Annotated in this window: 22 protein-coding genes and 1 pseudogene; 13 read left to right on the top strand and 10 right to left on the bottom strand. The window is 72.8% G+C overall.

Going from position 1 to position 25303, the window contains the following annotated elements; all coding sequences use genetic code 11:
- Positions 1 to 2 precede the first annotated feature (2 nt).
- Complete coding sequence (gene glgB, locus RKD23_RS34805; protein WP_424857329.1) at positions 3 to 2222, top strand: 1,4-alpha-glucan branching enzyme; 2220 nt, start codon at positions 3 to 5, stop codon at positions 2220 to 2222.
- A 57-nt stretch (positions 2223 to 2279) separates the two neighbouring features.
- On the top strand, positions 2280 to 3365 hold the full coding sequence (locus RKD23_RS34800; protein ID WP_424857328.1) for a glutamate--cysteine ligase 2: 1086 nt from the start codon (positions 2280 to 2282) through the stop codon (positions 3363 to 3365).
- Between the two features lie 16 nt (positions 3366 to 3381).
- On the opposite strand, the gene RKD23_RS34795 is transcribed toward RKD23_RS34800, so the two are convergent.
- Entirely contained in the window at positions 3382 to 3615 is a 234-nt protein-coding gene (locus RKD23_RS34795; RefSeq protein ID WP_404038431.1) for a DUF6480 family protein, read from the bottom strand.
- 152 nt (positions 3616 to 3767) lie between these two features.
- Between RKD23_RS34795 and RKD23_RS34790 the strand changes: the two genes are divergently transcribed.
- Positions 3768 to 5672 carry an AMP-dependent synthetase/ligase gene (locus RKD23_RS34790; protein ID WP_424857327.1) on the top strand — a complete coding sequence of 635 codons (1905 nt, stop codon included), beginning with the start codon at positions 3768 to 3770 and terminating at the stop codon, positions 5670 to 5672.
- 16 nt (positions 5673 to 5688) lie between these two features.
- On the opposite strand, the gene RKD23_RS34785 is transcribed toward RKD23_RS34790, so the two are convergent.
- The gene (locus tag RKD23_RS34785; RefSeq protein ID WP_424857326.1) at positions 5689 to 6192 is read right to left on the bottom strand and encodes an SgcJ/EcaC family oxidoreductase; all 504 of its coding nucleotides are present in this window, start codon (positions 6190 to 6192) and stop codon (positions 5689 to 5691) included.
- Between the two features lie 67 nt (positions 6193 to 6259).
- Here RKD23_RS34785 and RKD23_RS34780 point away from each other — a divergent pair, with 67 nt between their 5' ends.
- The 5 genes from RKD23_RS34780 (at position 6260) to RKD23_RS34760 (ending at position 11065) form a co-directional block, all read left to right on the top strand.
- Positions 6260 to 6724, top strand: a complete 465-nt coding sequence (locus RKD23_RS34780; RefSeq protein WP_424857325.1) for a MarR family winged helix-turn-helix transcriptional regulator — start codon at positions 6260 to 6262, stop codon at positions 6722 to 6724.
- A gap of 247 nt (positions 6725 to 6971) precedes the next feature.
- Complete coding sequence (locus RKD23_RS34775; protein ID WP_424857324.1) at positions 6972 to 8354, top strand: NAD(P)/FAD-dependent oxidoreductase; 1383 nt, start codon at positions 6972 to 6974, stop codon at positions 8352 to 8354.
- Positions 8355 to 8385: 31 nt separating this feature from the next.
- Entirely contained in the window at positions 8386 to 8640 is a 255-nt protein-coding gene (locus tag RKD23_RS34770; protein ID WP_424857323.1) for a hypothetical protein, read from the top strand.
- 244 nt (positions 8641 to 8884) lie between these two features.
- Positions 8885 to 10351, top strand: coding sequence for an aminotransferase class I/II-fold pyridoxal phosphate-dependent enzyme (locus RKD23_RS34765; protein ID WP_424857322.1), 1467 nt, complete (start codon positions 8885 to 8887; stop codon positions 10349 to 10351).
- 258 nt (positions 10352 to 10609) lie between these two features.
- Positions 10610 to 11065: a cyclic nucleotide-binding domain-containing protein gene (locus tag RKD23_RS34760; RefSeq protein WP_424857321.1), complete on the top strand. Its 456-nt coding sequence runs from the start codon at positions 10610 to 10612 to the stop codon at positions 11063 to 11065.
- Position 11066: 1 nt separating this feature from the next.
- Here RKD23_RS34760 and RKD23_RS34755 read toward each other — a convergent pair whose 3' ends face one another.
- Positions 11067 to 11681: a LysE/ArgO family amino acid transporter gene (locus RKD23_RS34755; protein ID WP_424857320.1), complete on the bottom strand. Its 615-nt coding sequence runs from the start codon at positions 11679 to 11681 to the stop codon at positions 11067 to 11069.
- A 66-nt stretch (positions 11682 to 11747) separates the two neighbouring features.
- Here RKD23_RS34755 and RKD23_RS34750 point away from each other — a divergent pair, with 66 nt between their 5' ends.
- A complete protein-coding gene (locus RKD23_RS34750) occupies positions 11748 to 12674 on the top strand; it encodes a LysR family transcriptional regulator ArgP (RefSeq protein ID WP_424857319.1) in 927 nt (308 codons plus the stop codon).
- Between the two features lie 386 nt (positions 12675 to 13060).
- Here RKD23_RS34750 and RKD23_RS34745 read toward each other — a convergent pair.
- The 5 genes and pseudogenes from RKD23_RS34745 to RKD23_RS34725 form a co-directional block, all read right to left on the bottom strand.
- A pseudogene (locus RKD23_RS34745) lies at positions 13061 to 15850 on the bottom strand (SAV_2336 N-terminal domain-related protein); the annotation flags it as partial.
- A complete protein-coding gene (locus RKD23_RS34740; RefSeq protein WP_424857318.1) occupies positions 15765 to 16694 on the bottom strand; it encodes an AAA family ATPase in 930 nt (309 codons plus the stop codon). The pseudogene RKD23_RS34745 and the gene RKD23_RS34740, both read right to left, overlap by 86 nt.
- Positions 16691 to 18742, bottom strand: a complete 2052-nt coding sequence (locus RKD23_RS34735) for a hypothetical protein (protein WP_424857317.1) — start codon at positions 18740 to 18742, stop codon at positions 16691 to 16693. The genes RKD23_RS34740 and RKD23_RS34735 overlap by 4 nt, the downstream gene beginning before the upstream one ends.
- Positions 18739 to 19704: an alpha/beta hydrolase gene (locus RKD23_RS34730; protein ID WP_424857316.1), complete on the bottom strand. Its 966-nt coding sequence runs from the start codon at positions 19702 to 19704 to the stop codon at positions 18739 to 18741. The genes RKD23_RS34735 and RKD23_RS34730 overlap by 4 nt, the downstream gene beginning before the upstream one ends.
- Positions 19705 to 19930: 226 nt before the next feature.
- The gene (locus tag RKD23_RS34725; RefSeq protein WP_424857315.1) at positions 19931 to 20404 is read right to left on the bottom strand and encodes a carboxymuconolactone decarboxylase family protein; all 474 of its coding nucleotides are present in this window, start codon (positions 20402 to 20404) and stop codon (positions 19931 to 19933) included.
- Between the two features lie 207 nt (positions 20405 to 20611).
- On the opposite strand from RKD23_RS34725, the gene RKD23_RS34720 reads away from it, so the two are divergent.
- Together RKD23_RS34720 and RKD23_RS34715 are read left to right on the top strand one after the other, a co-directional pair.
- The gene (locus RKD23_RS34720; RefSeq protein WP_424857314.1) at positions 20612 to 20866 is read left to right on the top strand and encodes a WhiB family transcriptional regulator; all 255 of its coding nucleotides are present in this window, start codon (positions 20612 to 20614) and stop codon (positions 20864 to 20866) included.
- A gap of 90 nt (positions 20867 to 20956) precedes the next feature.
- Positions 20957 to 21310, top strand: coding sequence for a DUF488 domain-containing protein (locus tag RKD23_RS34715; RefSeq protein WP_424857313.1), 354 nt, complete (start codon positions 20957 to 20959; stop codon positions 21308 to 21310).
- Positions 21311 to 21382: 72 nt separating this feature from the next.
- On the opposite strand, the gene RKD23_RS34710 is transcribed toward RKD23_RS34715, so the two are convergent.
- Together RKD23_RS34710 and RKD23_RS34705 are read right to left on the bottom strand one after the other, a co-directional pair.
- Positions 21383 to 23056 (bottom strand): FAD-binding dehydrogenase, encoded by a 1674-nt coding sequence (locus tag RKD23_RS34710; protein WP_424857312.1) that lies wholly within the window; start codon positions 23054 to 23056, stop codon positions 21383 to 21385.
- Between the two features lie 31 nt (positions 23057 to 23087).
- The gene (locus RKD23_RS34705; RefSeq protein WP_424857311.1) at positions 23088 to 23717 is read right to left on the bottom strand and encodes a TetR/AcrR family transcriptional regulator; all 630 of its coding nucleotides are present in this window, start codon (positions 23715 to 23717) and stop codon (positions 23088 to 23090) included.
- Between the two features lie 106 nt (positions 23718 to 23823).
- On the opposite strand from RKD23_RS34705, the gene RKD23_RS34700 reads away from it, so the two are divergent.
- Positions 23824 to 24444, top strand: a complete 621-nt coding sequence (locus RKD23_RS34700) for an alpha-ketoglutarate-dependent dioxygenase AlkB (RefSeq protein ID WP_424857310.1) — start codon at positions 23824 to 23826, stop codon at positions 24442 to 24444.
- Positions 24445 to 24512: 68 nt separating this feature from the next.
- Entirely contained in the window at positions 24513 to 25280 is a 768-nt protein-coding gene (locus RKD23_RS34695; protein ID WP_424857309.1) for an MBL fold metallo-hydrolase, read from the top strand.
- Positions 25281 to 25303 lie beyond the last annotated feature (23 nt).

Here is a 25303-nt window from a genome sequence, read left to right as displayed (position 1 = left end):
CCGTGGCCCTGCGTGACACGTCGCTGCCCGAGCCGTCCGGCCCGCCGAAGAAAGCGGGCCGGGCCGCGCCGGCCCTGGACCCGGGTGACCGTGCGCGGCTGCTGTCGGGTGCCCATCACGATCCGCACGCCCTGCTCGGCGCCCATCCGGTGCGGGGCGGGATCGCCTTCCGGGCGCTGCGGCCGTTCGCCCGTGCCGTGAGCGTGGTGACGGGCGGCGAACGGCATCCGCTGGTGTCCGAGGGCGACGGCCTGTTCTCGGCCGTCCTGCCGCTGAAGGCGATCCCCGACTACACCCTGCTGGTGGCGTACGGGGACGACGACCCCGGGCAGGAGGTGCACGACCCGTACCGCTTCCTGCCCGCGCTCGGCGAGCTGGATCTGCATCTGATCCGCGAGGGCCGGCACGAGGAGCTGTGGAAGGCACTGGGCGCCGAGCCGATGACGCACCAGGGCGTGACCGGCACCCGCTTCACGGTGTGGGCGCCCAACGCCCAGGGCGTGCGGCTGGCCGCCGACTTCACCTACTGGGACGGGACGGCGTTCCCGATGCGCTCGCTGGGCGCGTCCGGGGTGTGGGAGCTGTTCCTGCCGGGCGTCGGCGAGGGCACCCACTACAAGTTCGAGATCACCTCCCGGTACGGCCATCGCTTCCTCAAGGCCGACCCGATGGCCCGCCGCGCGGAGGCCGCGCCGGACACGGCGTCGATCGTGCACGCCTCGGCCTACGAGTGGGGCGACGCCGAGTGGCTGGCGCACCGGGGCGACAGGCCCGTGCACGAGGCGCCGTTCTCGGTGTACGAGGTGCATCTGCCCTCCTGGCGGCCGGGCCTGACGTACCGACAGCTCGCCGAGGAGCTGCCCGCGTACGTCAAGGATCTCGGCTTCACGCATGTGGAGTTCATGCCGGTCGCCCATCACCCCTTCAGCGGCTCGTGGGGCTATCAGGTCACCGGCTTCTACGCCCCGACGGCCCGGCTGGGCTCCCCCGACGACCTCAAGTTCCTGATCGACTCGCTGCACCGGGCGGGCATCGGCGTGATCATGGACTGGGTGCCGGCGCACTTCCCGAAGGACGACTGGGCGCTGGCCCGCTTCGACGGGGAGCCGCTGTACGAGCCCGGGGACTCGCGGCGCGCCGAGCACCCCGACTGGGGGACGTACGAGTTCGACTTCGGCCGCGTGGAGGTGCGCAACTTCCTGGTGGCGAACGCCGTGTACTGGTGCGAGGAGTTCCACATCGACGGCCTGCGCGTCGACGCGGTCGCCTCGATGCTCTACCTGGACTACTCGCGCGAGGACGGCCAGTGGGCGCCGAACGTGTTCGGCGGGAACGAGGACCTGGACGCGAAGGCGTTCCTGCAGGAGATGAACGCGACGCTGTACCGGCGGGTGCCCGGGGTCGTGACCATCGCCGAGGAGTCGACCGCCTGGACGGGGGTGACGCGGCCGACGGACGGCGGCGGGCTCGGGTTCGGGCTGAAGTGGAACATGGGCTGGATGCACGACTCGCTGGAGTACATCCAGCACGAGCCGGTGCACCGCAAGTACCACCACAACGAGATGACCTTCTCGATGGTGTACGCCTACAGCGAGAACTACGTCCTGCCGATCTCCCACGACGAGGTCGTCCACGGCAAGCAGGCCCTCGTGTCCAAGATGCCGGGCGACTGGTGGCAGCAGCGCGCCAACCACCGCGCCTACCTGGGGTTCATGTGGGCCCACCCGGGCAAGCAACTGCTGTTCATGGGCCAGGAGTTCGCCCAGGGCGCGGAGTGGTCCGAGCCGGAGGGCCCGCACTGGTGGCTGCTGGACCCGGGCTACTCGGCCGAGCCGGACCACCGCGGCGTACGCGATCTGGTCCGTGATCTCAATGCCGCGTACCGGTCGACGCCGGCGCTGTGGGAGCGGGACACGGACCCGGCCGGGTTCCGGTGGTCGGTGGGGGACGCGGGTGACGACAACGTCTTCGCGTTCCTGCGCTTCGACGCGTCGGGCGACCCGCTGCTGGCGGTGAGCAACTTCTCCCCCGTCGTCCGGCACGACTACCGGCTGTGGGTCCCGGACGACGTGGTCGCCTGGCAGGAGATCCTCAACACCGACGACCTGCGCTACGGCGGCTCCGGGGTCACCCGGCCGGACCCGGTCAAGCCCGAGGACGGGTGGCTCAGGGTCACGCTGCCGCCGCTGGCGACGGTGTGGCTGCGGCCGTACACGGTGTGAAGGGCCTCCGACGGGGCAGTCGGGTGTCTATCACCGGACGCGGGGAGGCTGTGACCGTTGCGCACCGTCGGAGTGGAGGAGGAGCTCCTCCTGGTGGATCCCGAGAACGGGGACCCGCGGGCGATGTCGGCCGCGGTGCTGGCACGCGCCGCGGCGGACGTCACCGGCGAGCAGGTCTTCGAGAAGGAACTGCACGACCAGATGGTGGAGTTCGCCACGCACCCGCAGGAGGACATGGCCGACCTGCGGGCGGAGATCGTCCGCTGCCGCAAGGAGGCCGCCGGGTACGCCGGCGGGCTGGGCTGCGCGGTGGCCGCGCTCGCCACGTCCCCGCTGCCGCTGAGCCCGAGCGTCGGCGTGAACCACCGCTACCGGTGGATGGCGGAGCAGTACGACATCACCTCGCGGCAGCTGGTGTGCGGCTGCCATGTCCATGTGTGCGTGGAGTCCGACGAGGAGGGGGTCGCCGTCGCCGACCGGGTGCGGCCGTGGCTGTCGGTGCTGTCGGCACTGAGCGCCAACTCGCCGTTCTGGCAGGGCCGGGACACCGGGTACAGCAGCTACCGCAGCCGGGTGTGGCAGCAGTGGCCGTCGGCCGGTCCGACGGAGGTGTTCGGGTCGGCCGAGGAGTACCACCGCAGGGTGGCCGACATGGTGGCGACGGGGGTCATCCTCGACGAGGCGATGGTGTACTTCGACGCGCGCCTGTCCGAGCGCTATCCGACGGTGGAGATCCGGGTCGCCGACGTGTGTCTGCACGCGGACTCGGCCGTCCTCGTAGCGATGCTGGCCCGGGGGCTGGTGGAGACGGCGGCCCGCGAGTGGCGGGCGGGTGTGCCGCCGGTGGATCGGAGCGTGAGCCTGGTACGGCTGGCGAACTGGCGGGCCGCGCGTTTCGGGCTCACGGACCGGCTGCTGCACCCGGCGACCCTGCGGCCGGCCCCGGCGGCGGAGGTCGTCGGGGCGCTGCTGGAGCATGTCGGCGAGGCGCTCGCGGACAGCGGGGACCTGGCACACGCCCGTGAGGCGTGCGAACGGCTGCTGCGGGACGGCAACGGGGCGCAGGTGCAGCGGGACCTGCTGGAGCGGACCGGCAGCCTGCGCGAGGTGGTCACCGGGTGTGTGCGCCGGACCCAGGAGTGAGGCCCGGCGCGTCTGGTCACAGCAGCAGCGCCAGGGCGTAGGCCAGGAAGAACGCCGCGATGAGCACGACCACCACCAGGATGATGGCCAGGGGCGCCTTGCCCCAGCCCTTGGTGGGGTTGTGCGTCTCGCGGGGTCCTGCCTCGGGCAGGCTGCTCTCGGCGGGCGGGGTCTCGCCCGGGGGGACGCCGCCGCCCGGTTCCAGGCCGGTGCTGCGCTCGGGTTCGGGATCGGGGCTGATGTGGGTCATGTGCCCCGAGTCCCCCGCCCGCGCCGAGATCATCAGCGCCGAACCGTTATTCCGTTCCCGGCCCGGTCAGCCCGCTCCTGGGCTACATTCGACCACCGTCGATAACAGTGCTCGTCGGCGCCGTCACAGCCCGTACCGACCAGGAGCAGCGCATGCGCGACCTCGCTCTCGCTCCGCACTTCCGCACGCTGCGGCCCGGAGGGCTCGCCGACAGCGTCTTCGAGGCGGCCGCCCACAGTCCCACCCTGCCGCTGCTGGCCCGCCGCGCCGCCGGGCCCGCCGGGGAGTGGGAGGAGGTGAGCGCGGTCGAGCTGAGGGACCAGGTGGTCGACCTCGCCAAAGGGCTCGTCGCGTCGGGGATCACGCCGGGCAGCCGGGTGGCCGTGATGGCGCGGACCCGCTACGAGTGGACGGTGTTCGCCCATGCCCTGTGGGCGGTGGGCGCCGAGGTGGTGCCGTTGCATCCGTCGTCGTCGCGGGACCAGGTGGAGTGGATCCTGCGGGACTCCGGATGCGTGGCCGTGGTGGTCGAGGACGAGCCCGCGGTGATGACCGTCGGCTCGGTGTGCACGACGCTGCCCCGGCTGCGGCATGTGTGGCAGCTGGACGCCGGGGGGCTGGAGCGGCTGGTGGAGCGGGGCGCGTTCCTGCCGGCCACCACGGTCGACTCGCTGCGCCGGATCGTGCTGCCCGACGCCACCGCCGTCGTCGCCTACACCTCCGGCAGCTCCGGGCGGCCCACCGGGTGCGCGCTGAGCCACCGGGCGCTGGCGAGCCCGTGCGACACGATCCTGGCGGGCTGGGGCCACACCGCGGCGCCGCCGGGACAGCAGCCGAGGATCCTCGCCTTTCTTCCGCTGTCGCATGTGTACGGCCTGATGATCCAGGAGATCTGCCTGCGCGGTGGGGTGGTCATGGGCCATGAGCCCGACCTGAGCGAGGCGTCCCTGACCGCGGCGCTGCGCTCCTTCCGGCCGACCTACTTCTACGGCGTCCCCTCCCTGTTCGAGAAGCTCTACAAGACGTTCCTTCGTACGGCCCAGCAGGCGGGCCACGGCGCCCTGTTCGAGCGCGCGGCGGAGACGGCACGGGCCTTCGCGGCGGCCACCGAGCGCCACCGGCTGGGCCGCGGGGCGGGTCCCGGCCCCAACCTCCGGCTCCAGCACGCCCTGTACGAGCGGACGGTGTACCGGCGGCTGCGCCAGGCGCTCGGCGGGCGGGTGCGGCGCGCCACGTCGGGCGGCTCACCGCTCAGCCGCGAACTGTCCCTGTTCTACGAGGGCATCGGCATCTACGTCCATGACGGCTACGGCCTCACCGAGACCGGCGGCGGCATCACCATGCAGCCGCTGGGCCGGGAGAAGTCGGGCACCGTCGGACGGCCGCTGCCCGGCACCGAGATCAGGGTGGCCCCGGACGGGGAGATCCTGGTGCGCGGTCCGTCGGTGTTCCAGGGCTATGTCGGCGACGAGGCCGCCACCCGGGCCGCGCTGCGGGGCGGCTGGCTGGCCACCGGTGACCTCGGGAGGCTGGACGCCGAGGGCTATCTGACGATCACCGGCCGCAAGAAGGACGTCATCATCACCAACGGCGGCACCAGCGTGGCCCCCGCGCTGCTGGAGCAGCGGCTGCGGCTGCATCCGCTGGTGCACCAGGCGGTCGTCGTGGGCGACAACCGGCCCTGTGTCGGGGCGCTGATCACCCTGGACCCCGAGTTCCTGGCGCACTGGCGCTCGGCGCAGCGCTGGCAGAGCGGCGCACTCAGCCGGGAGGCCCGGGAGGAGAACGCGCTGCAGGACGAGATCGGGCGGGCGGTGGCCGCGGCCAACAGCGCGGTGTCGCGCGAGGAGTCCATCCGGGTGTTCCGGGTGCTGCCGGAGCCCTTCGACGTGGCCGGCGGGCTGCTGACGCCGTCGATGAAGCCGCGCCGGGACGCGATCGTCCAGCGCTACGCCCTGGAGATCGACGCCATGTACCAGGCGCGCACTCCCCTGCCCCGTGTCCCCGCTCCGGACGACCCGCTGGCCTGGGACGAGGGGGACGACGTGTTCCGCTGAGGCCTCCCGAGCGCCTTCAGACCGCCGGCAGGGTGACGTCGCGGGCCCTGCCCAGGCCGAGGCGCCGGGCCAGGCGGGTCAGGGCCCGGGACATTCTCGACGGCATCGAGTCCGGCTCGGGGATGGTCACCGGTCGCTGCCGGCCGTTCTGGATCGCGGCGATCCGCCAGCCCTCGGGCGTGCGGACGCAGACGATGATCTGGCGCGACAGCCGTCGCCTGGGCAGCTCGCTGCGCCAGGGCATCAGCACCGAGCCGTTGCCGACGACCACGGCGACGCTGTCGCTGACGAACCGCAGCGACTCGATCTCGCCGACCATGGCCGAGCCCGCGATCACGCCGCGGAACAGCTTGTCGTGGTTCTCCCGCAGCCGGGCCGCACCGGCCGCCCAACTGCCGTCGTAGGAGACGTAGTCGGCGTCGTCGGTGAACAGCCGTCCGAAGCCGGCGGAGTCCGCCTGCGTCCATGTCCGGCAGTACTCGGCGAACAGCTCGCGGATCTGGGCTTCCTGGATGTCCATGCCGTATCCCCGTCCTCTCGATGCCTGCTATTATTTCGTTCGGCCGAACTAAATATAAGGAGGCAGCATGGGGCCGTCAAGGGAGGAACTCCTCGCCGGACTCCAGGAGGCGGGGCGCGTGCACAGCAACGCGGCCGTCATGTACCACGCGGCGATCAGCGCCCGGATGGAGCTCAGCCCGGTGGAGGAGAAGACGCTCGACCTGCTCCAGCGTTCGGGCGCGCTGAGCGCCGGGGAGCTCGGTGAACTGACCGGTCTCGCACCGGCTTCCGTGACCGGGCTGATCGACCGGCTGGAGCGCAAGGGCTTCGCCCGCCGGGTGAGGGACCCGCAGGACGGCAGACGGGTCAACGTGGAGGCCGACCCGCAGGCGGAGGCCCGGTTCGCGCCGCTCTTCGCGCCGTTCGCCGCTGAACTCGCGGGGCTGTACGCCGAGTACTCGGACGCGGAGCTCGCCGTCGTGCTCGACTTCCTCCGCCGCTCGGCCCGGATCCAGCGGGAGGCCATCCGCGCGATCACCGAGCAGGAGTGACGGCCGAGCCGCGCCGTCAGCCCGTTGGCATGAATGATCGACTCGTGGAAAGTCCGTACGAGATCCCGTTGATCGGGTACGCGGACGCCCCATGCGTTGCATGCTGGTGCCCCGCGGATTCGCCAGCCTGCCTCACTCGGCTGGCGAGCCCGCTCGGGACACGGTGGGATCAGTGAGGTGCGAGGCAGCGATCCAGGGGCAGGCGCATGGCGTCAGCGGAAAAGACCGCCTGGAAGCGCGGAAAGGGATGGACACCGTGACACGACCCAGGATCCTGGTGGTGGGCGCAGGCTTCGCCGGCGTGGAGTGCGTACGGCGACTGGAGCGCAGGCTCGCCCCGAACGAAGCGGACGTCACCCTGGTGACGCCGTTCGCCTACCAGCTCTATCTGCCGCTGCTGCCCCAGGTCGCCTCCGGCGTGCTGACGCCGCAGTCGATCGCGCTGTCGCTGCGCCGCAGCAAGAAGTACCGCACCCGGATCATCCCCGGCGGCGCGATCGGCGTGGACCTGAAGGCCAAGGTGTGCGTGATCCGCACCATCACCGACGAGGTCGTGAACGAACCGTACGACTACATCGTGCTGGCCCCCGGCAGCGTCACCCGCACCTTCGACATCCCCGGGCTCACCGACCACGCCTTCGGCCTGAAGACCCTCGCCGAGGCCGCGTACATCCGGGACCACGTCATCTCCCAGCTGGACCTCGCCGACGCGAGCCAGGACCCCGCCGAGCGGGCCTCGCGGCTGCAGTTCGTGGTGGTCGGCGGCGGTTACGCCGGTACGGAGACGGCCGCGTGCCTGCAGAAGCTGACGCACGCCGCGGTGAAGCGCTACCCGCGGCTGGACCCGGGCCTGATCAAGTGGCATCTGATCGACATCGCGCCGAAGCTGATGCCCGAGCTGGGCGACAAGCTCGGCCGCAGCGCCATGGAGGTCCTCCAGCGGCGCGGCATCGAGGTGTCCCTCGGCGTCTCCATCGACAAGGCCGGCCCGGAGGAGGTCACCTTCACCGACGGCCGGGTGGTGCCGACCCGCACCCTGATCTGGACCGCGGGCGTGGTGGCCAGCCCGCTCATCGCCACCCTCGGCGCGGAGACCGTGCGCGGGCGCCTCGCGGTGAACGCCGAGATGACCCTGCCGGGCCACGACGGCGTCTTCGCGCTCGGTGACGCGGCCGCGGTGCCGGACGTGGCCAAGGGCGAGGAGGGCGCGGTCTGCCCGCCGACCGCGCAGCACGCCATGCGGCAGGGCCGCAAGGTCGCCGAGAACGTCATCGCGACCCTGCGCGGGGAGCCGCTCCAGCCGTACGTCCACAAGGACCTGGGCCTCGTGGTCGACCTCGGCGGCAAGGACGCCGTGTCCAAGCCGCTCGGCATCGAGCTGCGCGGACTGCCCGCCCAGGCCGTGGCCCGCGGCTACCACTGGGGCGCGCTGCGCACCAATGTCGCCAAGACCCGGGTGCTGACCAACTGGATGCTCAACGCGGTCGCGGGCGACGATTTCGTCCGCACCGGCTTCCAGGCCCGCAAGCCGGCCAAGCTGAAGGACTTCGAGTACACCGACTCGTACCTGACGCCGGACGAGGTCCGGGCCCATGTGGAAAGCGGGGAAGACGCCCGCGGACAGGGCTGAGAAACCTGCCCGAGCCGGGTACCCGCTCCGTATGACCGATGTCGTGGACGCTGACGAACTGCTGCGGCGGATGCAGCGGAGCAGGACCTGTGCGACGCAGGAGCTGCGCACCTGGCGGGCGCGCGGTGAGGAACTGCGCTCCCATGACCCGGGTGCGGCCCGCGAGGCGGAGATGCGCGGGCTGGCGTACGAGGTGGTGCTGCGGGTCCTGGACGAGATCCTGAAACCGGGCAGCCACGCGATGGACGCACCGAGCGTGCAGAGCGGGGCCGGCGGGAGCCCTTGACCGGTCCGGCGGGGTGCCCTGCCGGACCGGGGCCGGGGCCGGGGTCGAAACCGGGTCGGGACCGGGGCCGGAGTCGGGGCCGGGACCCGGGCCGGAGCCGGGGTCGGAACCCGGGCCGGAGTCGGGACCGGAGCCGGGGCCGGGACCCGGGCCGGAGCCGGGGTCGGAACCCGGGCCGGGGCCCGGGCCGGGGCCAGGCCAAGGTCGGCTGATTGGCGTCGGCGCCTCCGGGAACCCGCCGCGGATGACAGCCGATCACACACGCGCACCGGTCCTGGAGGCCCTGGCCGACTACCACCGTTCGGGCAGGCTGGCGTTCGCCCCGCCCGGGCACAAACAGGCGCGCGGGGCGGACCCCGCTGTGCGGGCGGTGCTCGGGGACGCGGTGTTCCTTGGGGACGTCCTGGCGTCGGGCGGGCTGGACGACCGGCTCACGCGGGGCCGGGTGCTCGAGCGGGCCGAGGAGCTGATGGCCGACGCCGTGCACGCGGACCACACGTTCTTCACGACCTGCGGCAGCTCCCTGTCGGTCAAGGCGGCGATGCTGGCCGTGGCGGGGCCGCACGAGCCGCTGCTGATCGGGCGGGACGCGCACAAGTCCGTGGTGTCGGGGCTGATCCTTTCCGGTATCGAGCCGGTGTGGGTGGAGCCCCGCTGGGACGCCGAGCGGCATCTGGCGCACCCGCCGTCCGCCGAGCAGTTCGAGAAGGCCCTGGAGCACCGGCCGGACGCGAAGGGCGCGCTGGTGACGAGCCCGACGCCGTACGGGGCGTGCGCGGATCTGCGAGGGATCGCCGAGGCGTGTCACCGGCGCCGGGTGCCGCTGATCGTGGACGAGGCATGGGGCGCGCATCTGCCCTTCCACCCGGATCTGCCGTCCTGGGCGATGGACGCGGGCGCGGACATCTGCGTGACCAGCATCCACAAGATGGGCTCCGGTCTGGAACAGGGCTCCGTGTTCCATCTGCGCGGCGATCTGGTGCCCCCCGAGCTGCTGAAGATGCGCGCCGACCTGCTGGGCACGACCAGTCCGTCGGTGCTGATCTACGCCGGCATGGACGGCTGGCGCCGTCAGATGATGCTGCGCGGCCGGGAGTTGATGGGCGGCGCGCTGGAGCTGGCGGCGCGGGTGCGGGAGGCCGTGGAGGACATCGACGGGCTGCGCATGGAGGGCCGCGAGGAGTACAGCGGGCCCGGTCTGGCCGACGACGTCGATCCGCTGCCGGGCGTGATCGACGTGTCGGGTCTCGGCATCACCGGCTACCAGGCGGCCGACTGGCTGCGTGAGCACCGTGAGATCGAGGCGCATCTGACCGATCACCGCCGTATCGGCGCGCAGATCACCCACGCCGACGACGAGACGACGACCGGCGAGCTGGTCATGGCGCTCAAGGATCTCGCGGGGGCGGCGCCCGGGCTGCCCGCGGCGCCGGGCGTCGAGGTGCCGGAGCCGGCCAGGCTGCGGCTGGCGCAGGCGTGTCTGCCGCGGGACGCGTTCTTCGGCCCGGCCGAGGAGGTGCCGGTGAAGGAGGCGGCCGACCGGGTCGCGGCGGAGATGATCACGCCGTATCCGCCGGGGATTCCGGCGGTGCTGCCGGGCGAGCGGCTGACCGAGCCGGTGCTGCGGTATCTGCGCTCCGGCCTCGCGGCGGGCATGAACCTGCCCGACGCGGCCGATCCCAGCCTGGAGCACATCCGGGTCACGAAGTGAAATCCGTCACTCCACCCGGTTTCCAGAGGGTTACGCGCTCGTGAATGGTTTATCGTTCACTCATAAGTGGTCACGGAGTCGACGACCGAGTCCTCCGCGCCGCTCCATGATCTGCCCTGGCTGGTTTCCCCCGTCCGGCCAGGGCTTTTTTCTGCCCTGACGCGGAAACCCGTTCCGTCGAGGTGCTCTTCCGGCCGACCGCGGCTGAAATGGGCGTAGGGAAAACACCGGAACGTCTCCCGGCAGGAGCCCCGCGCCATGACCAAAGCGACGAAACTGCTCACCGCCCTTCCCCCGCCGCAGCGCGAGCGGCTGATGGCGCTCGCCCGGGAGGTGTCCTTCGCCGAGGACACCCGCATCTTCGAGGCGGGCGGCACGGCCGACCGGTTCTGGGTCATCCGCTCCGGCGCGGTCTCCCTCGACCAGCAGGTGACATCGCTCCAGCGCGTGACCGTGGCCAGCCTGGGCGCGGGCGATCTGCTCGGCTGGTCCTGGCTCTTCCCGCCGTACCAGTGGGACTTCGGCGCGGAGGCATTCAGTCCCGTGCGGGCGTACGAGTTCGAGGCGCAGCCCGTGCTCGCGCTGTGCGAGGAGGACCCGCAGCTAGGGCTGACCCTGGTGCGGATCGTCTCCGAGATCCTCGCGCACCGGCTGGAGTCCACCCGCACCAAGCTGATGGAGCAGTACACGCTGCACCGCCGGGGCGTCGTCTGAGTCAATTGCCTACGATCAGCAGCACGCCCAGGGTGATCATCGTGGCGGCGACCAGGCCGTCCAGGACCCGCCACGCACCCGGCCGGGCCAGATGTTTGCTGAGCAGCCGGGCGCCGAAGCCGAGCGCGGCGAACCAGCACAGGCTGGCCAGCGCGGCACCGAGCCCGAACGTCCAGCGCAGCGGGCCCCGGTCGGCGGCGACGGACCCGAGCAGGAAGACGGTGTCGAGGTAGACGTGCGGGTTCAGCCAGGTCATCGCCAGGCAGGTGAGCACCGCGCGCCGCAGTGACCCCGTGGTCTCTCCCTCGCTGCTCAGCGCGCCCTGCGGCCGCAGCACCCGGCGCCCGGCGAGGACGCCGTACGCGATCAGGAACGCCCCGCCGATCCAGCCGACCGCGGTCAGCGCGCCCGGCCACGCCACCACCACCGCGCCCACCCCGGCCACACCCAGCGTGATCAGCAACGCATCCGACAGGGCGCAGATGCCGACGACGGCGAGGACGGCGTGCCGGCGGATGCCCTGACGCAGGACGAAGGCGTTCTGGGCGCCGATGGCGACGATGAGGGAGAGGCCGGTGCCGAAACCCGCGGCCGCGGCGGACAATGCGTTGCTCATGGCGTCGACGTTAAATAAGCGATCACTACGCGTACAGCTAAAGATTCTTACGTATCTTTAGCGCTCATGAAGACGGACGCCGGGTTGCCGGAACTACCCCTCGACCAGGTGCGCACCCTGCTCGCAGTGGTGGACGAGGGCACCTTCGACGCGGCCGCGGCTGCGCTGCATGTCACGCCGTCCGCAGTGAGCCAGCGGGTGAAGGCGCTGGAGCAGCGCACCGGCCGGGTGCTGCTGCTGCGCACCAAGCCGGTGCGGCCCACGGAGTCGGGCGAGGTGGTGGTGCGGTTCGCCCGTCAGCTGGCCCGGCTGGAGCGGGACGCGCGCGCCGAACTGGGCATGCGTGGAGCCGGGGAGGCCACCCGGGTGTCGGTGGCGGTCAACGCCGACTCGCTGGCGACCTGGTTCCTGCCGGCCCTGGTCCGCGTACGGCAGGAGCCCCGGCTCTTCTTCGAGCTGCACCGCGAGGACGAGGACCACACGGCGGCGCTGCTGCGCGAGGGGCTCGTCATGGCCGCGGTGACGTCCTCCCCCGACCCGGTGCCGGGCTGCTCGGTGCGCCCGCTCGGCCGGATGCGCTATCTGGCCGCCGCGCACCCGGACTTCGCCGCCCGCCATCTGGCCGGCCCGCTCACGCAGGTGCTCCCGCACGCCCCGGTCGTGGTCTTCGACCGGCGCGACGACTTCCAGGACGGCTTCGTGCACCGCCTGGTGGGCATGCCCGCGAGCACGGACCGCCACTACGTCCCCACCTCGGAGGGCTTCGCCGAGGCCGTCGCGGCGGGCCTGGGCTGGGGCATGGTCCCCGAGTCCCAGGCCCGCCCCCTGCTCGACGCGGGCCGTCTGGTCCAACTCGCCCCGGACCGGCCGGTGGACGTGCCGCTGTACTGGCAGCAGTGGAAGCTCGACTCGCCTGCGCTGGCCGTGCTGGCGGGGGCAGTGGTGGAGGAGGCGGCGCGGGCCCTGCGCCAGGGGCCGTTCAGGGGGGCGTGACCTCGGGGAGGTCGCACTCGAACCACACCACCTTGCCGGTGCCGGCCGGGCGGCTGCCCCACCGCGCCCGAGAGCTTTTCGACCAGGTGCAGCCCCTTGCCCCCTTCCTTCTTCAAGCGCGGCGGCTTCCGAAGACCGTCGCCGACCTCGCAGCGCAGCACGTCCGTGTACACCAGCCGCAAGGTGAGGCGGCCCGGCGCGAAGATCACGGCGTTCGTGACGAGTTCGGTGACGAGCAGCAGCATCGGGACCTCGAGTTCCTCCAGGCCCCAGTTCTCGAGCGCCGTCCGCACCATCTGACGAGCCCGGGCCGGAGCACGGAGGTCGCCGCCGCTCAGCTCCCGCTGCGCGACACGGTCCGCCGCGGGCCCGGGGAACCGCGCGGCGAGCAGGGCCACGTCGTCGTCCCGGTCACCGGCCGGGAGCGCGCTGAGCGCCTCATCGCACAAGGCTTCGAGGGACGACGGCACATGCGGACCGGTGCCGCCGAGGGTCTCGCACAGCAGCCGGAGACTGAGCGACACGTCCCGTGTCCGGGACTCGACCAGACCGTCGGTGTACAGCACGAGCGTCGACCCGGCGGGCGCCTCCACCTCGACGGCCTCCGGAACGACGCCGTCCACGCCCAGCGGTGGGCCCGTCGGCACGTCCAGGATCCCGGCTCTGCCGTCCGGCTCCAGCAGGATCGGCGGTACGTGTCCCGCGGCGGCGATCGACAGGCGTCGGGTGGCCGGGTCGCAGACGGCGTAGAGGCAGGTCGCCATGCGGTCGGGCTCGATGTGACTGGCCAGCGTGTCCAGGTGCCGCAGCAGCTCGTGCGGCGTCAGGTCCATGGCCGCCAGGGTGCGCACGGCTGCACGGAGCTGGCCCATGGCCATCACCGCTCCCATCGAACGGCCGGCGACATCTCCGACGACGAGCCCCACGCGACCGCGCGGCAGCGGGATCGCGTCGTACCAGTCGCCCCCCACTTCGGCCGCCCCGGTCGCGGGCAGATAGCGCGCCGCCAGGTCCACTCCGCTCGTCTGCGGAAGGCGCGGCGGCATCGCGCCACGTTGCAGCACGCGGGCTGCCTCCGGAAGGGGCAGGGTCGTCACGTGGACGCCGACCGCGGTGGGCGCGGCCAGCCGAGCGGCGGTCGACAGGTCGTCGGTGCGGAACGGCGCTCGGGACTCCCCACGCAGGAAGACGGCGAGGCCCACCACGTGGTGTTTGGTGTGCAGCGGTGCCAGGAGGGCCCGCTTGCCGCCGGCCGTCGGCCGCCCGGGGCCGAACAGGTCGCGCAGTGCCTGGACGCCGCTCGGTGAGTCCGCGAAGAGGGGGTCCGACGTGCTCATCACCCGGGTCAACGCACTGTCGGGTTGGGCCGCTGCGAACTGCGGGAAGTCGTCGCTCTGATGGAACAGGCTCAGCACCCTTGCGAGCAGCACGTTTTCGTCGGCCGGCAGACGATCGTGCACACACAACACCACATCGTCCGCGAACGCCGGAACAGCCGCGTCGTACAGGGCACGCGCGATCCCGTCGACGTCGCCCTCCCCTGCGAGTCGGGCCGTCGCCGACTCGATGGCCTGCACCATCTCCTCCACTCCCGGAACGCCCCCCTCCACACCGAGCGCCCGCAGCGCGTCCCGTGCCGCCTGGCCGAACGGCCTGGCCTCGGCGGGCAGCAGCCGCAGAGCGTCGGGGTCGTGCAGGACCGCCGGTACGCCGGAGGTGCCGACGTGTTTCTCCAGCAGGGCGCACAGGCGCCAGGCCTGGTGCTGGGGCAGGAGGCGTCGGAGGGGTTCCTCGGTGCCTTCGCGGAAGGTGATCACGAAGGTGCCGTCGTCCTGGGGGTGCAGGGTCACCAGGTCGCTCGTGATCAGTTCGGCGACGTCGGCGACGGTGGCCTCGGGGACGAGTTCCTGGCGGACGAGCTGGAGCACGGGGAGGCCTACGCGGCCGATCAGGGCGCAGAGGAGGGCGAGTCGGGTGGCTTCGGGGGAGGCTGTGCGGACGAAGGCGCGGACCGGGTCGATCCGGGGGGTGGGTGTGTGCCGGGGTCGGCCACGAGGCACGCGGCCGGTCGGCGGGACCAGCACCGCGTCGCAGCCGCCGGGGTCGCCGCGCATCTGGGTGCGGGCCCAGCGGCCGAGGGAGTGGGGGCTGAGGGACAGGATGGGTAACGGGGTCCACCACTGCGGGTCATGACCGGGGTCGTCGAGGAGGGGCGGCACGGCGAAGCCGAGGGTCGTGCTGGCGTTGCCGGGCACGGCCTGGGTGGCGGTGACCCCGGGGAGGTCCAGCGCGGTGCGCCGCCACAGCTTCGGCGGGAGCGGGTCGAGCAGGGCGACCGGGGTGGACTGGGCCCAGGTGCGCAGCCGGTGCCAGACCTCGGGGCGGTACCAGCCTGGGGACGCGCAGTCGGAGACGACGAGGACGAGCCGTCTGCCCTGCGGGGAGAGCACATGGTCGGGCCCCACGACGGCTCCCTGGTGGTCGTGGAGGACCGGCCGCGCGTCCTCGAAGGTCAGCCCCCAGGTGCGCAGTCGGCGGAAGGCCCCGAGGTGGTCCAGGACACGCTCCAGCTCGGTGACGGTGTCCTGCCACACCCGCATGGACAGCGACCGGTCGACGATCAGCAGCAGGTCGAACCAGCGCTCCGGGGCCGCGCGGAACGCCGGGACGAGTTCGCCGCTGCGGGCGTACGCGTCGATGGTGCGGTCGATGTCGAGCTCGGTGCGCAGGCCGGCCGGCCAGGGCCGTTTGTAGGCGCGCAGGGCGCGCGACAGGTCCAGGGCTCTGGGCAGGGCGCGTCCGGCCGCGACGCCGACCGGTTCACCGGGCACGGCACCGCTGCTGCCGGGGCGTCGCTCGTGCACGGCCGCGCCGGAGCGTGGGGAGGCCGCCGCCGCGGGGTCCTGCGGTGGGTGGTGGGTGGGGTCGGCGGTGGTTCCGGGCCGGGGTGCGGGCCGTTCTGTGTCCGGTGGTGGCGCGTCTCGCTCCGTGCGGAGCGTGGCGGCCAGCCAGAGGGCCTCGGCGAGGGCCGTGGCGTCCAGGTCCGCCGTCCCGTCCACGCCGAGTTGGTGCAGCAGCCGTGACAGGACGTCAGGCACGGGAGAGCTCGCGCAGGAGCAGGTCGACCAGCTGCCGGCGGCGGCCGTCGTCCGGGGCGGCGTCGCCGGCAAGGACATGGACGGCGTTGAGGAGCTGGTCGACGGCGAGGCTGTCCCCGCGGTCCAGCCGGGAGACGAACTCCTCGACCAGCTCCAGGACCGGACCGCCGTCCTCGATGTCGATGCTCAGGTGGGCCAGGATCATGCGGCGCAGCAGGGGCACGTCGGGCGGCGGCATGGTGTAGCGGACGCAGCGGCGCAGGAAGGCGGCCGGGAAGTCGCGTTCGCCGTTGCTGGTCATCACGATGAAGGGGAACTGCGTGCAGCGCACCCGGCCGCGCTCGACGGGGTGCCGCTCGTCGTCGCCCCACTGCCGGACCTCGACGACGTCGTCCTTGTAGCGGGCGAGTTCGGGGATCTCGTACTCGCCGCGTTCCAGGACGTCGAGCAGGTCGCTGGGCAGGTCGAGGTCGCTCTTGTCCACCTCGTCGATCAGGAGTGCGCGCGGCCGGTCCGCGGGCAGCAAGGCCGTGCCGAGCGGGCCGAGTTGCAGGAAGGGGGCGATGTCGTCGACGCCGTCGGACAGGCCGAGGCGCTGGGCGTGGATGCGGCCGAGGGCGTCGTAGCGGTAGAGGGCGTCCGTGAGGGTGCTGCGGGAGGTGATGTGCCAGCGCAGCACGGCACCCAGCTTCAGCTCGCCTGCCACCTGCTCGACGACGGTGGACTTGCCGGAGCCGGCCGGACCCGTCACGAGCAGCGGCCGCCGCAGGTGCAGGGCGGCGTTGACGGACTCCACCAGCCCTGGGGGCGGTTGGAACTCGCGCGCCATGGGGCGGCGGGGGAAGGTCCGCCATGGCGGCGGGGGCGCGAGCTCCACGTCGCGGGGGACGCCGTCGCCGGTGTAGTAGGGGCTCCAGGTCATCTGACGCTCTCCTGTACGGAGTCGTGGCCGTCGAACCAGCTGCAGAAGTCGAGCCATTCCTCGTCGTGCCAGACGGACCGCAGGTCGGCGAGCCGGTCGGCCGGTGTGCCCGGTCCGCCCTGCCAGCGCCGTCGGTAGGCCTCGGCGAGTTCCGCCGGCAGGCGGTCCCAGCACAGGTCGAGGAGCTCCTGCTGGGTGCGGGGGAAGTCCTTGTCGTCGTCCGGCCACAGCACCACCGGTACGTAGGCCAGCAGCAGCTCCATCAACTGCCTGAACTGCGCCGGGCGCTGCGCGAAGGCGACCGCGCGGGTGTAGCGGCCCGAGCGCAGCCGCTCGCCCAGGTCCTGCGGTGGCGCGGTGTCGTGGTCGGCCAGCCAGTCGACGGGTGCCTTGGCGGCGCACGCCCGCATCCGTTCCAGGCCGGCGCGGGCGTGGTCGTTGATCCACCACAGGTGGGCGGGCGGGTTCAGCCGTACGCTCCAGCGCACCACCACGTCGTGGTTGACGCCCAGGCGCACCCCGAAGTCGGTCTCCTCGGGCTTCCAGCGCAGCAGCAGCGCGGTGGGCACGGCGACGTCCACCTGGCGCAGGGGAGCCCCGCGCCGCCGGGCATGGCGTCGCGCCCAGGCGACGGCCTCGCCGACGCCGGCCTCGACCGCCGTCTGGGTCGGCGCGCAGGGGACCTCCGCGCGCTCGCACACCTCTCCGCCGTCCAGCAGCCACAGGCCGAGCGACTCGGGCCAGTCGTCGGCGACCGTCGCGTGCAGGCCGACCACCAGCCGCAGCCGGCCGGCGGCCCGGCCCCGGGTCAGCTCCTCGCGGGCGTCGTTGAGTTCGACGCGGGCACCGCACGAGTCGGCCCAGGCGGTCACCTCGGGCGCGCCCAGGTCGAGACCGGCGTCGGCACCCAGCGCTGCCACGAACCGGGTGAGCAGGGCGGTGGCGCTGTCACCGACCCGGGGTGCGCGCAGGACGAGCAGTTCGAGGAGGTCGGTGAGCAGCGCGCTGCCGGTGCTGTCCGGGAGTACGGCGTGGACGTCGGTGGGCAGGGCGGGCAGGGCCCTGCGCAGCCGGGGTGTGGTGAGTCCGCCGCCCACCCAGGAGGTGAGGAAGGCCCGGGTCAGCAGGCAGGTGCGCAGGCCGTCGACGACGTTCAGCGCCCAGCGCGCCAGGGCGGGGCCGGCCGCCTCGACGCGCTGGAGCTCCTGCCGGACCCGGTCCAGTTCGCCTGTGGTCCAGGGGTCCGGCCAGGCGACGGCGGGCCCGGCCGCGTCCAGGGCCGCGCGCAGGTCCTCGGCGCCGAGCGGGCCGGGTCCGGGGCGGTCGCCGCCTGTGCGCCGGGCGTTGTGTGCCAGCCAGAGGCCCTCCGCGGCGAAGTGGTCGCCGTCGTGCTCCAGGCTGATCACGTCCTGGCCGTGGACGACCAGCCGCAGCGCCTCCTTGACCGCCGCGACCCCCGCCCGCTCCCCCGCTCCGGGCAGGCCCTGGCGCAGTACGTCGACGAGACGTCGGCTGAAGACGAGGTCGTACGCCTGCTGGTCCGCGCCGGAGGCCATGAGGAGGGACACCCGGGTGCACCCACCGCGCACGCCCGCCACCAGGGACTTGACGTCGGGCACGGCTCCCGCGGCGTGGCAGGTGTCGACCAGGGCGATCACCCCGTCGACGCCGGGCTGTTCGGCGGCCAGGAGGACGAGATGCCCGACGTTCACGGCCGAGCCCACGACGTCGGGCCGGGCGTCGCTGCCCATCAGGTACAGCTCGGAGCGGCCGCCGGCCATCCCGTGCCCGAGGAACGCCAGGACCAGGGTCGCGCCGCTCTCGCCCGCCCGTTCGGCGGCGGCCCGTACCGCGGCCTCGATACGGGCCCGGGTTGCGTCCGCCCCGTACAGCAGGGCGGCTCCTTCGGCGCCGGCGGGGGCGCACCCGCCGAGGTCGTCCCGTAAGAGGGCCTCGGCCAGGGCGTGGGCGGCGCCCTCCAGTTCGGCCAGCCGGCCGAGTTCGGCGTTCTGGGGTGCCACGACCAGCAGCAGCCGGGGCGCGCTCACGCGGAGGCCCTCTCCCCGGCATGCCGGAGCGCCTCCACGACGGGCCCGGCGACACCGGGGTGGGCCAGGTACTTGGTCGCGGTGTGGGTCCAGACGCCGTCGGAGTCCACCCGCTCGCTCTGCGGCACACAGCCGGACGCGTTGGGCAGCAGGTCGTGCTCCAGCAGGGGGCGCGGGACGATGATGTCATCCCGGTCCCAGGCGTTGAGCCACCTCTCGACGCAGTCGGGGGTGGCCGGCGGGCTGGGGTGCAGGCGGGGCAGGACGACCGTGCGCATGCCGATCGGGGAGCCGAGCGTCACGAACAGCGGTACGTGTCCGTCGTGTTGGTCCAGCGCCTCCAGAGCGACGACGCTGCCGAGCGAGTGGGCGACGACGACCGCGGGGCGCTCCGTGTCCAGGGCGTCGAGGACGCGTTCGCGGACGCGCCGGTCGAGGCTGTGCCCTTCGCCGTCGGGCTCGCCCCGCGCCAGGTAGCGGGCCACCTGCGTGAGGTGGCCGGCCATGAGCCGGCCGCTCGCCCAGGCCCCGGCGCGGCGCAGTCCGGGCAGGCCGAGCAGTGTGGTGCAGACGTTGACCGTCCGCCGTACGAGATCGCCGCCGCCCTGGGCCTGGGACACGGCAGTCAGTTCGGCCTGCGCGTGGAGCAGGATCCGCTCCTCCGCGGGATCCCGGCCGTTGGCGAGGTGAGTGCCGATCAGCTCCCGCAGCAGGTGTGCCGACAGCTCGGCCGACGCCGGGTCGGCGGGCGGGGCCGCGCTCTGGGCGTGCGGGGTGGTGAACAGGTCCGCGTAGTGGACGAACACCGTGTCGTCGAGGTCGCGCCGGGCCAGTGCCTCGGCCTGACGGGAGTGGCCTGCGCGGCGGGCGCCGACGGCCAGCGCCGCGAGCCATGAGGCCCGTTCGGCGTCGGGGTCGCGCGGGGCGCCGATCCCGTGCACGAAAACCAAGGCAGGTCCCACGCCCAGGCCCTCCTCCCCCACCCCGTACCGCCGTACCCGTGCACCCGCAACTCCCCCGCGCGCAAGGGAAGTCGAGGGCCTGCCGCGGCCTGGAGGAAGGCCGACACTAGCAAGCCGGGGCACCTTCGTGGGCCGGGCCGCCGAAGCCCGCCGACGTCAGGCGCGTCGGGCGGGCGGCCGGACACGTCGCCGAGGCTCGGCCGGCCGCCGTGGACCCGCGCCCTGTTCAGCCGAACTGGCCCGGCGTGTAGTCGCCCGCGGGCACCTGGATCATCACGTTCATCCGGTTGAAGGCGTTGATGATCGCGATCAGGGAGACGAGGGCGGCGAGCTGCTCCTCGTCGTAGTGCTTGGCGGCGTTCGCCCAGACCTCGTCGGGGATGCCGCCGGCCGCGTCGGCGATGCGGGTGCCCTGCTCGGCCAGCTCCAGGGCGGCGCGCTCGGCCTCGGTGAAGACGGTGGCCTCCCGCCAGGCGGCGACCAGGGCGAGACGGACAGGGTCCTCACCGGCGGCAGCGGCGTCCTTGACGTGCATGTCGAGGCAGAAACCGCAGCCGTTGATCTGGCTGGCGCGGATCTTCATCAGCTCCTGCGTCGAGACGGGCAGCCCCGAGTCGTGGAGCGCCTTGTTCGCCGCGACCAGGTGCTTGACGACGTTCATGGCGACCTTGCTGGCACGGGCGTCGATACGGGGTTCCATCGGGATGTGCTCCTTCGTCGTTGTTCGTCGGCTACACCCCTAGGACGAGACGACCCCGGCGCCCTGTGACATCGGCGAGTGTGACCTGGGTCTCGTTCCGGCCCCTCCGGTGCCGCCGCCCGAAATTCCGGTTTCGCCCACCGTGGACAGGTCACCCGAGAGCGAGTAAATGCATTCGGGAGGGCTTGGAGGAGTGCGGTGACACCGATGGACCACTGGCGAGAGCGTGCCGAGTGCCGCCACCACGACCCCGACCTCTTTTTCCCCATAGGCACCTCGGGGCCTGCGCTGTTGCAGACGGAACAGGCCAAAGGCGTGTGCGCGCGCTGCCCCGTGCGGGAGGCCTGTCTGGAGTTCGCGCTGGACACGGCGCAGGGAATCGGGGTGTGGGGCGGAACCAGTGAGAGCGAGCGGCGGCTTCTGATGCGGCGCCGTCGCGCAGGTCAGCGGCGGGAGGCGTGAGGGACACCCGGTCGGCCGAGTGAGCCGGAACGGGCTCGGACCGGCCGGGTTACGCTCCGGACAGCAGCCGTCGGCCGAGGAGGGTCCCGCGTGAGCGTGCGCGTACGCCGAATCTACGAACCCCCTGAGCCGGACGACGGCGTGCGCGTCCTGGTCGACCGGCTCTGGCCGCGGGGCGTCTCCAAGGACGCGGCCCGGGTGGACGAGTGGCCGAAGGGCCTCACCCCGTCCACCGAGCTGCGCCGCTGGTACCACGCGGGCGAGGGGTCGTACGAGGAGTTCGCGCGCCGCTACGAGGCGGAGCTGGCCGCGCCCGAGGCGGCCGAACTCCTGGACGGGGTGAGGGAGTCGGCGGAGCGGGGCCCGGTGACGCTGCTGACTGCGTCGAAGGAGCCGGAGCACAGCCATGCGGCGGTGCTGGCCCGGCTCCTCGGACAGGGCTGAAGCCGCGCGGCTGTCTTTCTCGAAAGGCGCTGAAGCCGCGCGGCCTTCTTCTCGGAAGGCACCGACCCCCGCTCAGCCCGTCTGCTGGGCCGCCGCCCGGCCCGCCGCGCGGCCCGAGAAGAGGCAGCCGCCGAGGAACGTACCCTCCAGGGCGTTGTAGCCGTGGACGCCTCCGCCGCCGAAGCCGGCGACCTCTCCGGCGGCGTACAGGCCCTCGACGGGCTGTCCGTCGAGGCCGAGGGCGCGGGAGTCGAGGTCCGTCTGGATGCCGCCGAGGGTCTTGCGGGTGAGGACGTGCAGCTTGACGCCGATGAGCGGGCCGGCCTCGGGGTCGAGGAGGCGGTGCGGGCCGGCGACGCGGCCGAGGCGGTCGCCGATGTAGCGGCGGGCGTTGTGGATGCCCTGGATCTGGGCGTCCTTGCTGTAGGGGCCCGCGAGCTGGAGGTCGCGCGCCTCGATCTGGCGGCGCAGGGCGCCCGCGTCCAACAGCGCCTTCTCCGTCAGGGCGTTCATCTTCTCGACGAGCTGCTCCAGGGTGTCGGCGACCACGAAGTCGGCGCCGTGGCGCACGAAGTCCTGCACCGGGGCCGGGGCGCCCTTGCCGAGGAGGCGGGCGCGCAGCACGGCCCGCTTGTCCTTGGCGGTGATGTCCGGGTTCTGCTCGGAGCCGGAGAGCGCGAACTCCTTCTCGATGATCTTCCGAGTGAGGATGAACCAGGAGTGGTCGTATCCGGCGATGTCCTCGGTGGTGCGCAGGTACCTGAGCGTGCTGAGGGTGTCGTAGCCCGGCAGGCAGGGGTCGGGCAGACGGCGGCCGAGGGCGTCGAACCACAGGGAGGACGGGCCGGGCAGGATGCGGATGCCGTGGCCGGGCCAGATGGGGTCCCAGTTCTGCAGGCCCTCGGTGTAGTGCCACATGCGGTCGCGGTTGACCAGGCGGACGCCCGCCTCGGCGCTGATGTCGAGCATGCGGCCGTCGACGTAGGCGGGGACGCCGGTGACCATCTCGGCGGGCGGGGTGCCGAGCCGCTCGGGCCAGTAGCGGCGGACGATGTCGTGGTTGGCGCCGATACCGCCGGAGGTGACGACGACTGCCTGGGCGGTCAGTTCGAACTCGCCCGCGGTCTCCCGGTTGGAGGCGACGCCGCGCGGTGAGTCGTCGGGGGCGAGGAGCGTGCCGCGCACCCCGCGTGCGGTGCCGTCCTCGATCACCAGCTCGTCGACGCGGTGGCGGTGGTGGAAGGTGAGCAGCCCGTCGCGCGCGGCCTGTTCGGCGTATGCGACGAACGGCTCGACGACGCCGGTGCCGGTGCCCCAGGCGATGTGGAAGCGGGGCACGGAGTTGCCGTGCCCATCGGCGCGCAGGTCGCCGCGCTCGGCCCAGCCGACGGTCGGCAGCAGCTTGATGCCGTGCCCGTCGAGCCAGGAGCGCTTCTCGCCGGCCGCCCACTCGACGTAGGCGCGCGCCCAGCGCACGGCCCATGAGTCCTCGTCGTCGGTGCGGTCGAACTGGGCGCTGCCCTGCCAGTCGTTCCAGGCGAGGTCGAAGGAGTCCTTGATCTTCAGGCGCCGCTGTTCCGGGGAGTCGACGAGGAAGAGCCCGCCGAGGGACCAGTAGGCCTGTCCGCCGAGGTCGGCGGCGTTCTCCTGGTCGACCAGGGCGACCCGGCGGCCCCGGCTGGTGAGTTCGTGCGCCGCGACCAGTCCGGCGAGGCCGGCTCCGACGACGATGACGTCCGCGTCCATGGGCGAGCGTTCCCTTCCCTGAAGTGGGCCCTCAGTGGGCTGTGCCGCTGCCGTCGGTCAGCAGCGCGGTGAGCAGTTGCCTGAGCCAGGCGCGGGCGCCGTCGACGTCCTTGTCCAGCAGCAGTTGGACGGTGACGCCGTCGTACGCGGCGACCACCGCGTGGGCCGCGGAGTCCACGTCTCCCAGGACGGCGGGCAGTTCGGTGTGGCCGCGCGCGCGGAAGAGCCGGTCGGCGATGGTCCGGCGCAGCCCGGCCCGGTGTTCCAGCAGGGTCTCGGCGACGGCCGGGTCGCGGGCGGCGTGCACCAGGAAGTCCGTCTTGACGAGCAGCCAGTCCACGTCGAGCAGCAGCACCTCGGTGACGCGGTCCACCGACTGGGCGACGTCCAGGTCCGGCCCGTCGAGCGCCAGGGCTCCGGCGACCTGCTCGGCGATGAGTTCGGCGCGCTGCCGGTAGAGGGCGAAGAACAGTTCGTCCAGGCTGGAGAAGTTCGAGTAGAAGGCGCCCCGGGTGTAGCCGGCGGCCTCGCAGACCTCCTCGATCGAGACCCGCCCGAATCCTTTCGCCGCGAACACGGCGAACGCGGCGTCGAGCAGGTTCGCCCGTGTGTGCACCCGGCGTCTGGTCGTCCGTCCGCCGGTCTTCGGCTCCGTCGCCATGGTCCGCCGCCCTTCGTTCGATACAGGAACGTATCCGATACACCGCTGTATCGAAAGACCCCGCACTCATAGAACGTATTTTCGAATCAGGGGGTAGGCTGGATCCATGCACCTCCAGAGCTCCCTCTTCGACCAGACCGACCAGCTGGGCCTCGCCCCGCTCGACGGTCTGCGCCGGACGGTGCTCGGCTCGGGCGCCTGGATCGATGTCCTGCCCGGCTGGCTGACCGGCTCCGACGCGCTGTTCGAACAGCTGGTGGCCGAGGTCCCCTGGCGTGCCGAGCGCCGCCAGATGTACGACCATGTCGTCGACGTCCCTCGGCTGCTCGCCTACTACGGCGCGGGCGAGCCGCTCCCCCACCCGGTGCTGGCCGAGGCGCGCGAGGCGCTCACTGCGCACTACGCCGAGGAGCTCGGCGAGCCGTTCGCGACAGCCGGGCTGTGCTACTACCGCGACGGCCGGGACAGCGTGGCCTGGCACGGCGACCGCATCGGGCGCGGCGCACGCGAGGACACGATGGTCGCGATCCTCTCCGTGGGGGAGCCCCGGGATCTGCTGCTGCGGCCCATGGGCGGCGGCAGGGCGGTGCGCCGGCCGCTCGGGCACGGCGACCTGATCGTGATGGGCGGCTCCTGCCAGCGGACCTGGGAGCACTGCATCCCGAAGAGCACGCGCGCGGCGGGACCGCGGATCAGCATCCAGTTCCGGCCGCAGGGAGTGCGCTGAGGTGCCGCTGACGACGGCGATCTGCTTTGCTGTCCCCGCCCGATCCCACCTCACCACGCGGGACGAAGATGCGCGCCGATGTGCAGCAGGTCGCCGACGACACCTACCTGGTGCACGGCAGCAACACCAACTGGGTCATCCTCAAGGACGGTGACGCCGTCACGCTCGTCGACACCGGCTATCCCGGCGACCGCGAGCGGCTGCTGGACTCGCTGGCGCAGGTGGGCAGCGCGCCCGAGGCCGTCGCGGCCGTGCTGATCACCCATGCCCACAACGACCATCTGGGCTCCGCCGAGTATCTGCGCGCCACCTACGGCACGCCGGTGTATCTGCACGAGGCCGAAGTCCCGCACGCACGCCGGGAGTTCCTGCACCAGGTGAACGTCGGCACGGTCCTGGCCAACGGCTGGCGGCCGGGCGTGCTGCCGTGGGCGGTGCACGCGCTCAGGGCCGGCGGCACCGTGAAGGTGCCGGTCGCCTCCCCCGCGGCCTTCCCGTCCGACGGCCCGCTGGACCTGCCCGGCCGGCCCGTGCCCGTGCACACACCCGGCCACACCCTGGGCCACAGCGTCTTCCATCTGCCGGACCGCGGCGCGGTGCTCGGCGGGGACGCCCTGGTGACGGGCCACGCCACCTCCCGCCTGGAGGGGCCGCAGATGCTGCTGGACATGTTCCACCACGAGAGCGCCCGCGCCCTTACCTCGCTGGAGAGGATCGGGGCCCTGGACGGCGACCTGTTGCTGCCCGGGCACGGACCCGCGCACCGCGGCCCGGTCCGGGCGGCCGCGGACCGGGCCCGCGAACACGCCGTACCAGGGGCCCGTTCCAGCAGGTGAACGGGCCGTTCCGGGACCGGCGG

The sequence above is a fragment of the Streptomyces sp. SAI-170 genome, from assembly GCF_049739565.1.
Lineage (GTDB): Bacteria > Actinomycetota > Actinomycetes > Streptomycetales > Streptomycetaceae > Streptomyces.
The sequence above is the reverse complement of the archived record's forward strand: the minus strand, read 5'-3'. Positions and strand labels throughout refer to the sequence as shown.